The organism is Mesorhizobium sp. M2A.F.Ca.ET.039.01.1.1, assembly GCF_003998035.1.
Lineage (GTDB): Bacteria > Pseudomonadota > Alphaproteobacteria > Rhizobiales > Rhizobiaceae > Mesorhizobium.
The window spans coordinates 1-11,127 of record NZ_RZRY01000155.1; the positions used below are offsets into that span (position 1 = coordinate 1).

Consider the following 11,127-nt stretch of genomic DNA (forward strand, 5'->3'; position numbering starts at 1 on the left):
TCGGCATAGTTCTGATCGGCCTGGTCGACGAATGCCTTGGGCGCCGGTCCGGTTGCGCCCCCGAGGCCGACCGCGATCAGCGTCGGGTGGTCGAGCTTCACCTGATAGGGCGACTTGGGCTTATCCTTGGCAGCGACCTCGGGGGCCGCCTCGGATTGCTCTTCCTTCGGCTTCTTCTTGCAGATCTCGTCATGCATGTCGTTGGGCGACAGGGTGTCGCCATAGGGCTTGAGAGCGGCCAGCGTCGTCGAACTCTCCGCCGGCGTATCGAAACCCTGGTCGAGCAGCTTTGCGGCCGCCTCGGCGCGGCTGACAGCCGATTTCTCGCCAAGCACCACGGCGACCAGCGTGCGGCCGTTGCGCGTCGCCGAGCCGATCATGTTGAAGCCGGAAGAGCAGACGAAGCCGGTCTTCATGCCGTCGGCGCCGGGATAGCGGCCGATGAGCAGATTATAGTTCGGGAGCGCCTTCTTGCCGACGGCAAGGCCTTCGATTGAGAACCAGGGCGCATACTGTGGAAAATCATTGCGCAGCGCCGTCACCAGCACGGCGAGGTCGCGCGCTGTGGTGTATTGTTCCGGCGAATAGAGCCCGTTCGGGTTGACGAAATGCGTTCCGACCATGCCGAGCCGGGCCGCCTCGGCGTTCATGCGGTCGGCGAAGGCCGCCTGCGACCCGCCGATATTCTCGCCCACGGCCATGGCGATGTCGTTGGCCGATTTGACCAGCATCATCTTCAGCGCATTGTCGAGACGCATCACCGAGCCGGGCTTGAAGCCCATCTTGCTCGGCGGCTCGCCGGCCGAATGCTTGGTCACCTTGATCGGCGAATCGAGCGCCACCTCGCCGGCCTGAATGGCGCGGAAGGCGACATAGGCCGTCATCAGCTTGCTGAGCGAGGCCGGATACCAGCGCTTGAACGCGTCCTGATGCTCCAGAATGGAGCCGCTCTTGAGGTCGAACAGGACCACCGGATTGGCGCGCGCAACGCCGGCAAACGCCGGAAGCGCCAGCGCGCCCGCCAGCAACAGGTTGAGGAAATGCCTCTGCCGCATGATCAAATCCGAAATCGCCTCTTGCCGTAATCGCCACTGGGTCCGTAAGATTTCGTTACCCATCGCCAGCATAAATGCGGCCCGGCCCCTCGACCCGGACCCCATTGTTGCGGTGCTATTTACCCTATGTGACGCCAAAATGGCAAAGTTCAACACAATCACAATTGCTGAGCATCGGTTCTGAACCGACCGCCGCCAATCAACCGAGAGATGGACCGATCATGCCTATTCTCAACCGCGCCGCACAAATGCAGGAAGAAGTCGCCGGCTGGCGACGACATCTCCACCAGACGCCGGAGCTGAATTTCGACGTCTTCCAGACCGCCGGCTTCGTCACCGAGAAGCTGAAGGCCTTCGGCTGTGACGAAGTGGTGACGGGATTGGGCAAGACCGGCGTCGTCGGCATCATCCGCGGCCGCAAGGGCGATGGCCCGACGATCGGGCTGCGCGCCGACATGGACGCGCTGCCGATCGACGAAATCACCGGCAAGCCATGGGCCTCGACCGTGCGCGGCAGGATGCATGCCTGCGGCCATGATGGCCATACCGCGATGCTCCTGGGCGCCGCCAAATATCTTGCGGAGACGCGCAATTTCGCCGGCACCGTGGCGGTGATCTTCCAGCCGGCCGAGGAAGGCGGCGGCGGCGGCAACGAGATGGTCAAGGACGGCATGATGGAACGCTTCGACATCGAGAAGGTGTTCGGCATGCACAATATGCCGGGCCTGCCGGTCGGCCAGTTCGCCATCAAGCCCGGTCCGATCATGGCCGCGACGGCCGAGTTCACCATCACCGTCAAGGGCCGTGGCGGCCATGCCGCGATGCCGCACGGCACGATCGATCCCATCGTCATCGCCAGCCAGCTGGTGGGCGCGCTGCAGACCATCGCCTCGCGCAGCACCGACCCCGTCGAGGCCGTGGTGGTGTCGGTCACGAAGTTCCACGCCGGCGACGCCTATAACGTCATCCCCGAAAGCGCCGAGATCGCCGGCACCGTCCGCACGCTGAAGAAGGAAGTGGCCAAGAAATCGGAAGAGCGCATGCGCGCCATCTGCGCCGGCATCGCGACCGCCTTCGGCGCCACGATCGAGGTCGATTACGACGCCAACTATCCCGTCACCTTCAATCATGCGCAAGAGACGGTCTTCGCCAGCGATGTCGCCGCCGACGTCGCCGGCGACGCGCATGTCCATCGCACCATCCAGCCGGTGATGGGCGGCGAGGATTTCTCCTATATGCTGGAAGCCCGACCCGGCGCCTTCATCTTCATCGGCAACGGCGACTCGGCCGGCCTGCATCACCCTGCCTACGACTTCAACGACGAGGTCATCCCGCACGGCATGAGCTACTGGGTGAAGCTGGCCGAGACGGCCTTGGCGGCCTGACGGCACTGGCTTGGCAAGAGGAGGCGGCCGCCCATCGCAGACGGCCGCCTGATCGGCTTTCAGACTCCTCTTGGCGAACCGGCCCGAAGCGTTTATGTGTCGGGCCGCGTGGTCCCGTAGCTCAGTAGGATAGAGCGGCAGATTCCTAATCTGTAGGTCACAGGTTCGATTCCTGTCGGGATCACCAAGGGTCGTGTCCCACCAGGTGGTGTAGCTGAGGGTTATGAAGCCGCTCGCGAGCGCGCCGTGAGTAGCGCTGTAGCGAGTGAGCGGCCTGCCGGTGGTCATCGGCGCTTTCCGGCAGGGTCTGGATTATTGACGCGCGACAGGGCGGAGATCGTGTTCCACTAACGCAGACCGCCGCGCCGTTTGAGGCATTGCTCCAGTTGTGGCCTACGGACGCTATTTGGTTGAACCTGCAAGCAGGCCGGAAATGAGGTATCGATTGAGGAAGATCACCAGCAGGCAGGGCACCGCAATGGCGATAGAACCGCCGGCCATGATAAGCCCGTAGTCGACGAAGTTCTTCCCTGCGAATTCCGGGATCAGAACCGTCAGCGGCTTTGTGTCCTTGGGTGAGAAGACGAGCGGCACAACATATTGCCCCCAGGCACCGAGGAAGGTGAGAATGGCAGCCGCCGTAAGTCCTGGTGCAGCGATCGGCGCGATGATGGAAAAAAGAATGCGCATATGGCTTGCCCCATCGATGCGCGCCGCCTCTTCCAACGATCGCGGCAGCGTGTCCATGACGCCTTTCAGGAGCCAAAGGCAAAGCGGTAGGAACGCCGAGACGTAGATGAGCGTCACGCCGAGATAGGCGTCGATCTGCCGGAGCGACACCATCAGCCGGAAGAGCGGGATGAGAACCGCATATCCCGGCACCGCCATGGTCCCTACCACAGCATAGAAGAGCACCTCACGTCCGGGAAAGTTCAGGCGCGCGAAGGCATAGGCCGCAAGCAGCGACATCAGCACGCAAAGCACGGTGGCGGCACCCGAAGTGAGTATGCTGTTGAAAAGCGCAAGCCGAAACTCGCCAGCCACGTCGACGCCTCCCATATGCCCGTCAAGCACGCCAAGAAGCCTCAGATAGTGCTCGCCGGTGGGATGCTCGGGAAAAAGATGAAGCGGCCGCGCATTGAACTCGACCGTCGGCGTCAGGCTGGAGGCGAGTGTCCAGTAGATCGGAAGAAGCGACCAGGCGAGCAGCAGCGCAACGCCGGCCCAGATTCCAAGACGGATGTGCCAAGGTTTCTTCATCAGTCGAGCCTCGTGCTGCGGTGGATGCGCAGCACATAACCAAGCGATATGGCGAGCGAAATGAAGGTGACCATCAGCGACAATGCCATGCCGTACGAGAAATTCAGTTTCTTGAAGGCCTCAAGATAGATCTGCAGCAGGATCGGCCGCGTCTCCAGACTGTTGCGGGCAAGCACGATCGCTTCGTCGAACAGGTTGAAGGCCGACACTGTGGCATTGGTCATCGCCACCGCGATCGCCCCGCGCGTCAGCGGCAAGGTAATATTGCGGAACATCACCAGGCGACTGGCGCCGTCCATGCGCGCGGCCTCATAGAGGTCGCCCGGAATGCTTTGCATCGCCGCCAGCACGATAACGATGGTAAGCGGCAACATGCGCCAGATATGCACCACCGAGACTGCAAGCATCGCGCTGGTGCTGTCATTGAACCAGAGATGACCCTCGTAGTCCAAACCGATCATCACCAGCAGCCCGTTGAGGAGGCCGGGGCCGGGCGAATAGATCCATTGCCATATCACGCCGCTGACCACGCCGGGCAGCGCCCACGGCAGGACCACGGCTGCCAACACCCACTGACGCCCGCTCTTCAACTGATTGATGAGTGAAGCCGCCAGGACCCCCAGGACCGTCTCGGCGAAAACGGCGATTACGACATATTTGAAGGTGTTGAGCCAAGCCTGCCCCACCTCTACGTCGCTGAAGACGCGCGTATAATTGGAGATGCCGACGAACGGGGTCCCTGCTTGCATCGGGTTGACGCGGTGCAAGCTGTCCCATGCGGTGCTCAGCAGTGGGTAGAAAACGAGCCCTCCCATGGTGAGCAGGATCGGCAGCACCATCAAAAAGGCGGTCGTGGCGTCCCCAACTTTGCGGGCGCCACGACCTTGTCGCGGGAGGACAGTTACCGCTTGCGACGTCACTGCTTCACGGCTTCAGCCGCGGCCTCGGCGATGCGCTGAACAGCCTGGTCCACACTGATCTCACCCTTTGCCGCGCTGTTGATCGAGGTGTTTACGGCCAGCGAGAATTGCGGATACCAGGCTGGCGCGCCGGACGGAAACAGCGCCTCGACGGTAGGCGCCTGTTCCACAAGCGCCTCGCCGCTGACCAGCTTGCCCTGTTGTTGCAGCTCTGCGAGCGCGGACGTGCGCGTCGGCAATACCCCGTTTCCGTAGTTGTGGATCTGATAGTCCTTGGATGTCATCCATTTGATGAATTCCTTGGCCGCTTCCGGATTCTGGGCATTCCTTGGGATGCCGAGGCCCTCCAGCAACCCGAATGACCGCGTCTTGCCGCTTTCGGTGGCGACCGGAATCGCCTGAACCTGTCCGGCAACGACAGACTGTGCGGGGTCATTGTAAGCGCCAAGACGGCCCGGTTCGCCGCTGATCATGATGCTGGTCAGGCCCTTGGCGAAAAGTGTCTCATTGATCTCGCTGTCTTTAAGGCCGGTGGAGGCGGGGTCAACCAGGCCCTCCTTCAAGAGCATCATCTCGAAGGCCATCGCTTTGTAGCCGGCCGAGTCCGGCGCCGTGAACAGAGGTTTCATATCCTTGTCGAAAAGATCTCCGCCGAACGCCTTGGTCAGAAGGTACCAGCTTGTCGATGCGCCTTCGGTCGCGGAAAGCGGCAGGCCGATCGGATACTTTACGATTCCCTTGGCCTTGACGGCCTTCGCCGCCGCTACAAGCTCGTCGAGCGTCTTTGGCATGACGGTCACGCCGGCGTCGGCGAACTGCTTCTTGTTCACCAGCATGACGCGAAAGTCGTTCGTGTAAGGAATGGCCAGAACCTTGCCGTTCACGTTGAAGATCGTCGACCCCTTGATGTCATCCAGGGTCGCGGCGTCAACGGTGTCGTTGAGCGGCGTATACCAGTCTGCCGCAGCGAACTGGCCGGTCCAGGACCAGTCGAACTCGGTCACATCGGCCGGCGCCGTGCCAGCCAGCAACGCCGTCGAAATCTTCACCGACACGTCGTCCCATGACGCTGTCTGCATATCGAGCTTGATGCCGGTGGCTTTCTCGAAATCGGCCGCCATGTTTGCATCCTGAGGCGAGGGTAGGAGCACCGAAACTGTTTGTCCCGCAAAGGGCTTGGCATCATCGGCCAGCGCAATTCCGCTGGTAGTGGCCATCAAAACGACGCTGAAGGCGAAAACCAGATCAGACTTCGGCAAACGCATGATTATCTCCCGTGACGTCGCGAGCGGGCAGCATTGTTCCCACTATGCTTTTTGGCCGCTGCCCGCACCAATAGACCGTAAAGCTATCGCTGGAAATTCTGATATTCTTGCCGGTTTCGACCCAAATTTTCAGGTTTTTCAGCCCTGCGGTCTGTCGCAGCAGCAAAAAATCCAGCGCTGGTGATGAAGCGTCAACGTCCGGGTGATGTTCAGGCGCGGAAGCGGCGCCTGTAGTCCTTCGGCGTACAGCCAACCTGCCGCTGGAAGGCATCGTAAAAGCGGCTGAGAGAGCCGTGGCCACTTTCGAAAGCCACCTCGATAATTGCCATATCGCTGTCGGCCAAAAGCTTCAGTGCATGGTTGAGCCGCCGGCGGCGCAGATATTGCGCGATGGATTGTCCCAGGACCTTCTGAAAGGTCGCGGTTGCGTTCGTCGGATGGAGTCCGCCGACAAGCGCTACGTCCGCAACGTTGATCGGCCTGGCGAATTCGTTGTTGATGAAGGTCGTCATCTGCTGCACCCGCGCAACCACCCGCCGGTCGGCGACATGCATCGCCTGGCGCCGATGTTCAGCTTCGAGGGCGCCCAGGCCTATCTCGGCGATGCGCGGGTCGGCCGCCAGCCGGCGAAGACGAAGGCGAACCTCGTCGCGTAATATGTCGGCGGCCAGTTCGCTGTTGGTGTCCCACTCTCGCGCCCAGCGGGTCACCAATAATGTGTCGGCAGCGTCGATGGACGAGCCCGTGACGACGTGACCCGCCATGAGGTCGTTCTTGAAATCACTTGAGACCGCAAGGGACAGCAGATCGGCGAATGGCACGTAGATGCAGACGAGCTCCGTTCCGTCACCAGCAGATATCACCTGGTGAGGAACAGCGGCCCAGAAGCAGTAGATGGCACCTTCGCGCAGGCTGACCTGCTTGCCATTGATGAGATAGGTCATGCCGCCGCGCGTGATGACGTTGAGTTCCACATGGTCGTGCCAGTGGGCTTCCGGCATAGGCTCCACGATATGCGTCTCAGCCAGGAATTCGTCCGGCTTGAGAAAGCGGTTGCCGGTCTGGCGCGGGTCAAGCTGACGCATTCGCTCCCTCCGTTTTTGCGCGCCCCGGCTAGCGCGGTTCCACTTAAAAACCGGAAATATCAATTGCATTCAAGCAAGCATTTTCCGGTTTCCAATGGCAATAGGGAAGCTGCGCCGAAAGCGCATAGCAAGGACTGGATACTCGCAATGCCCAAGATCTGTCTCGTCGGCGCCGGAAGCACGGTGTTCGCTCGCAACATCCTCAGCGACGTGCTGAGCAATGAAGCTCTCTCGCGTTGCGAAATCGCGCTTCACGATCTCGATCCGGACCGCCTTGCCACCTCCGAAATCATGACACGCCGCATCTGCCGCGCGCTTGGGATCGAGGACGAGGTAAGGCTCGTCGCGACAGTCGATCGGGCAATCGCCCTCAAGGACGCCGACTTCGTCATCCTGATGATGCAGGTGGGCGGCTATAAGCCGGCCACTGTCACCGATTTCGAAGTCCCGAAAAGGTTCGGCCTGAGGCAGACCATTGCCGACACTTTGGGCATCGGCGGCATCTTCCGGGCTCTGCGTACAATTCCCGTCGTGTTTGCCATCGCCGACGACATGCGCAAGCATTGCCCGCAGGCGCTGATGATGAACTATGTGAACCCGATGGCCATGATCAGCTGGGCCATGGCAGAGGGCTATCCGGACATTCGCTATGTCGGCCTGTGTCACTCCGTTCAGGAAACATCGCAATTCCTGGCCCGCACTCTCGGCGAGGATATTGCCGACATCGACTATCTGTGTGCCGGCCTTAATCATGTGGCCTTTTTCCTCAAGTTCGAAAAACGCCTACCCGGCGGCGGCCGTGTAGACCTTTATCCGCGGCTTCGGCAGATTGCCCGCGATGGGACTTTTCCCGTCGATGATGCAGTTCGTTTCGCGGTCATGAAGCACTTCGGCCATTTCGTTACCGAGAGTTCCATCCACTTTTCGGAATACACGCCCTGGTTCATCAAGCGCGGGCGCGAGGACTTGCTGGAAGAATTCAGGTTGCCGCTCGACGAATACATCACCCGTTGCGAAAGACAGGTCGCGCAATGGCATGAACTGCGCCACGAACTGGAAGACGAGAGTCGGCCGATCGAAGTCTCGCGCAGCAAGGAGTATGCTGCCGCCATCATTCATGCCTGCGTGACGGGTGAGCCAAGCCTGATCTACGGCAATGTCGCCAACCGGGGCCTAATCGAAAATCTGCCATCGAACGCTGCGGTTGAAGTTCCTTGCCATGTCGATCGCAACGGCATTCAGCCTATCCGCATCGGACGCATCCCGGTTCAGCTTGCCGCCATCATGCGGAGCAACATCAATGTGCAGGAGCTGGCCGTGACGGCCGCCCTCACCGGGAAGCGCGAGCACATCTACCACGCAGCCGCCATGGACCCTCACACGGCAGCGGAGCTTTCGCTTGCCGGAATCGATTCCCTGGTGGATGCGCTGATCGAAGCTCATGGCAGCTTGTTGCCCGCTTTTGCTCGGGCTGCCCAATGAGTGGCTTCGACCTGTTGGGAAAGGTTGCCATCGTCACCGGCGCACAACGCGGGATCGGACTGGGTGTTGCTACTGAACTGGCGCGCGCCGGAGCGCAAGTCGTCCTGACGGGCATAAAGGACGTCGACGGCTATCGCGCCGCCGCCAACATTTGCGCAATGGGTCTGGCAGCAACTTATCGCCGCATGGATACAAGCGATGAGTCGGAGGTCACGCACGTGATCGATGATATCTTTGCCGAGATGGGTCGACTTGATATTGCCGTTGCCAATGCTGCGATCTATCCGAACACCAATATCGCATCGATTACGCCCGACGAGTGGGACAGCGTCATGGCGGTCAACCTGCGAGGGCCCTTCCTGCTGGCGAAGGCTTGCCTGCCCTATTTTCAGCGGCAGCGCCACGGCAGGGTGGTCTTTTTGTCCTCAATAACGGGTGCGCGCGTATCTTCTCCTGGGTATTCTCACTATGCGGCTAGCAAGGCAGGAATTCTGGGCTTCATGCGCACGGCGGCCCTCGAATTTGCGCCTTGGAACGTTACGCTGAATGCCGTTGAGCCGGGCAACATCCTGACAGAGGGCGTGATGGAGCATCAGTCACAAAGTTTCGTGGATGCACAATGCGCCGCCGTGCCGCTTCGCCGTCTCGGCACACCGCAGGACGTTGCCCACGCGGTGCGTTTTCTCGCTTCCGATGAAGCGGCTTACATCACCGGCCAAAGTATCATCGTAGACGGCGGGCAGACCTTGCCCGAAATGTCGACCGCGATCCTGCCGGAAGCGGCGCGTTGAAGGTGACTATCAAGCGGCTGATGAAACTTGGTGCGGCGGTCCTGCCCAACCGGCCAGATCAGCCTGAGACAATTTCGTAGTGCAGGACCTGGGCGTCGCGGAGGGACGATCTGCGTCCAGGCGAGATGACGCCGGAGCCGAAGAGGAGAATATCTTCGCGGCGTACGAATACTTCTTCCTGGCCGGGTCCCATCGACACAAATGTGCCTGACGAGCTCCGCTCGACAAGCCGTGCCTTGCCATTCGAAATGGTGAAGGTCGCGTGGTGCCTTGAGACCCAGGGCCGCTGGACGACGATATCGCATTCCGGAGATCGGCCGATCGTCACGAATTCATTGTTTCGGCAGGACCCCAACTGATCTCCATAGCGGATGACCAGATTGATCTGCCGCGGCGGCGCGGAGCGCCTTTCCATAATGGTGCCCCGGCTGGTGACGTTCGTGCTGGGGACCCCATCGTCGCTCCGCAGCGTATAGACATCGAAGAGTTCCTGCTTGCCCTTGAACGCCATTTTGTCGAGGAGCCGCAAGGCGCTGCGGCTGCCAGCCGAAAGCGCTTCGAAGAAGCTCTGGCTGATCAGCACCTCCCCCGGATTGGCCGTAGTGGACAGCCTTGCGGTGACATTGACAACATCGCCGAATACCGCGCCGCGCGCGCGAATAACCGCCCCGAAATGCAATCCGATCCGGGCGCTCAACGGCCCTCTCGTCAGTTGGCTGTTGATTTGGCAGACGGCCCTCAGCGCCGCCTCCGAGCTCTCGAACAGACTGAGCACGTCATCGCCCTTCGAGTAAATGAAGTCACCGCCGTGCTCGGCGACGATCGCGCGTATCGCGTCGAGGCAATCCGAGACCTGCCGCAGGGCGGCATCGTCGCCGATGCGCTCATAGAGCGGCGTGCTGCCCACGACATCAGCTAGGAGGACTGCGGCTAGAAGTCTTTCCTGATCCATTGCCCCGTATCCGCCCCGAGAATGGAGCGTTTATAACATACCAAAGTCGACCTTGACCTATCTACTTACGCGCCTTGGGGCCGGCGCAACGGGGCAAGTGCTTTGGCGCGATCATCTTGGACAGGCACCTGCCTTCGCTCATCCAGCCAAACGGACTATCGGCCTCAGAAATAGCGGCGATAAAAGGTTTCGTTTCCCTAGCCCGGGCTTCCCGCGGCCGGATTGGCGATGACCGCGGCCCGGAAGCGGGCGACGAAATCGTCGAGCGCCGGGCGTTCGGCATCCGAGATCGCCCAATAGGAGAAGGCATCGTCGGTCCAGTGGACCAGGAGGAAGCCGCCTGCCGACAAGTCGTCCGCCACCGGCATCGATTTGGCCTCGTTCTGCCGGGGTGCGGCGACCAGCGTGATCAGGTGCTCGTGATGGCGATAAACCAGCGCCGGCATCGGTCTGTCGCCGATCACCTCGACGCGGCCGCCGAGCAGCGCGTAGCCGTCCTTGGCCAGGTCCGGCGCCGCCGGCGACACGCCGATACGGCCGTCGAGCCATGGCTTCACCGTATGGCGGTCGGACGACACGATGTCGACCGGCGTCGCCGCGAGCAGGCTGCGGCGATGGCCGTTGGCGACGGCCACGGCGAAACTTTCGGCCCCGTTATCCGCCGTCGCCAGCCACTGCGTCGCGCCGCTGGCGAGGAACGCCGTCAGTACGATTGAGGCCGCCATCTGGCGCCAGTCGAAGGAGTTGAACCAGCGCGACGCGCGCGGCCGCATCGCGACGACATTGCCTTGCTGCTGTTGCGGCAGCTGCCCCGCCTTCGCGGAAGAGACGTTTGGCGCCTCGGCTTCTTCCGGGCTTTTCACCTCGGCAATCGCCGCGATACGCGCCAGGAAATCGTCGCTGACGGTCGGGCGCGGCACGTTGGCGACAGC

11 protein-coding genes and 1 tRNA gene are annotated in these 11,127 nt (G+C 61.3%); 5 read left to right on the forward strand and 7 right to left on the reverse strand.

Going from position 1 to position 11,127, the window contains the following annotated elements; genetic code table 11:
• The coding region (locus EOA24_RS14325) for a D-alanyl-D-alanine carboxypeptidase family protein (RefSeq protein WP_133374514.1) at positions 1 to 1,055 on the reverse strand (1,055 nt) is incomplete at its 3' end.
• Between the two features lie 221 nt (positions 1,056 to 1,276).
• Here EOA24_RS14325 and EOA24_RS14330 point away from each other — a divergent pair.
• A complete protein-coding gene (locus tag EOA24_RS14330; RefSeq protein ID WP_126080985.1) occupies positions 1,277 to 2,440 on the forward strand; it encodes a M20 aminoacylase family protein in 1,164 nt (387 codons plus the stop codon).
• 110 nt (positions 2,441 to 2,550) lie between these two features.
• Positions 2,551 to 2,627: transfer RNA gene (locus EOA24_RS14335), tRNA-Arg, on the forward strand.
• Positions 2,628 to 2,842: 215 nt separating this feature from the next.
• Here EOA24_RS14335 and EOA24_RS14340 read toward each other — a convergent pair.
• From EOA24_RS14340 to EOA24_RS14350, 3 genes are read right to left on the reverse strand one after another with little or no spacing between them, the layout of a single operon-like run.
• Complete coding sequence (locus tag EOA24_RS14340) at positions 2,843 to 3,700, reverse strand: carbohydrate ABC transporter permease (RefSeq protein ID WP_126080918.1); 858 nt, start codon at positions 3,698 to 3,700, stop codon at positions 2,843 to 2,845.
• Complete coding sequence (locus EOA24_RS14345; protein WP_348633072.1) at positions 3,700 to 4,620, reverse strand: sugar ABC transporter permease; 921 nt, start codon at positions 4,618 to 4,620, stop codon at positions 3,700 to 3,702. The genes EOA24_RS14340 and EOA24_RS14345 overlap by 1 nt, the downstream gene beginning before the upstream one ends.
• Positions 4,617 to 5,837, reverse strand: a complete 1,221-nt coding sequence (locus tag EOA24_RS14350; RefSeq protein ID WP_245467367.1) for an extracellular solute-binding protein — start codon at positions 5,835 to 5,837, stop codon at positions 4,617 to 4,619. The genes EOA24_RS14345 and EOA24_RS14350 overlap by 4 nt, the downstream gene beginning before the upstream one ends.
• Here EOA24_RS14350 and EOA24_RS14355 point away from each other — a divergent pair.
• Complete coding sequence (locus tag EOA24_RS14355) at positions 5,797 to 6,069, forward strand: hypothetical protein (RefSeq protein ID WP_189343389.1); 273 nt, start codon at positions 5,797 to 5,799, stop codon at positions 6,067 to 6,069. The two genes, EOA24_RS14350 and EOA24_RS14355, sit on opposite strands and share 41 nt — an antisense overlap.
• Before the next feature lie 25 nt (positions 6,070 to 6,094).
• Here the strand turns inward: EOA24_RS14355 and EOA24_RS14360 are convergent, their stop codons facing one another.
• Positions 6,095 to 7,039 carry a helix-turn-helix domain-containing protein gene (locus tag EOA24_RS14360; RefSeq protein ID WP_126080915.1) on the reverse strand — a complete coding sequence of 315 codons (945 nt, stop codon included), beginning with the start codon at positions 7,037 to 7,039 and terminating at the stop codon, positions 6,095 to 6,097.
• 78 nt (positions 7,040 to 7,117) lie between these two features.
• Here EOA24_RS14360 and EOA24_RS14365 point away from each other — a divergent pair, with 78 nt between their 5' ends.
• Together EOA24_RS14365 and EOA24_RS14370 are read left to right on the forward strand one after the other, a co-directional pair.
• Positions 7,118 to 8,452: an alpha-glucosidase/alpha-galactosidase gene (locus EOA24_RS14365; protein ID WP_127409874.1), complete on the forward strand. Its 1,335-nt coding sequence runs from the start codon at positions 7,118 to 7,120 to the stop codon at positions 8,450 to 8,452.
• Positions 8,449 to 9,243: an SDR family oxidoreductase gene (locus EOA24_RS14370; RefSeq protein ID WP_126080913.1), complete on the forward strand. Its 795-nt coding sequence runs from the start codon at positions 8,449 to 8,451 to the stop codon at positions 9,241 to 9,243. The genes EOA24_RS14365 and EOA24_RS14370 overlap by 4 nt, the downstream gene beginning before the upstream one ends.
• A gap of 58 nt (positions 9,244 to 9,301) precedes the next feature.
• On the opposite strand, the gene EOA24_RS14375 is transcribed toward EOA24_RS14370, so the two are convergent.
• Both EOA24_RS14375 and EOA24_RS41575 read right to left on the reverse strand, forming a co-directional pair.
• Positions 9,302 to 10,195: an adenylate/guanylate cyclase domain-containing protein gene (locus tag EOA24_RS14375; RefSeq protein WP_127409873.1), complete on the reverse strand. Its 894-nt coding sequence runs from the start codon at positions 10,193 to 10,195 to the stop codon at positions 9,302 to 9,304.
• Positions 10,196 to 10,392: 197 nt separating this feature from the next.
• Positions 10,393 to 11,127: anti-sigma factor (locus EOA24_RS41575; RefSeq protein ID WP_189353948.1), on the reverse strand; the 735-nt coding region annotated here is incomplete at its 5' end.

Bases quoted from the DNA above. Each gene is read 5' to 3' on its own strand.
- EOA24_RS14330 (WP_126080985.1), top strand. From the start codon at position 1,277: ATGCCTATTCTCAACCGCGCCGCACAAATGCAGGAAGAAGTCGCCGGC.
- EOA24_RS14340 (WP_126080918.1), bottom strand. From the start codon at position 3,700: ATGAAGAAACCTTGGCACATCCGTCTTGGAATCTGGGCCGGCGTTGCG.
- EOA24_RS14350 (WP_245467367.1), bottom strand. From the start codon at position 5,837: ATGGCCACTACCAGCGGAATTGCGCTGGCCGATGATGCCAAGCCCTTT.
- EOA24_RS14360 (WP_126080915.1), bottom strand. From the start codon at position 7,039: ATGCAATTGATATTTCCGGTTTTTAAGTGGAACCGCGCTAGCCGGGGC.
- EOA24_RS14365 (WP_127409874.1), top strand. From the start codon at position 7,118: ATGCCCAAGATCTGTCTCGTCGGCGCCGGAAGCACGGTGTTCGCTCGC.
- EOA24_RS14370 (WP_126080913.1), top strand. From the start codon at position 8,449: ATGAGTGGCTTCGACCTGTTGGGAAAGGTTGCCATCGTCACCGGCGCA.
- EOA24_RS14375 (WP_127409873.1), bottom strand. From the start codon at position 10,195: ATGGATCAGGAAAGACTTCTAGCCGCAGTCCTCCTAGCTGATGTCGTG.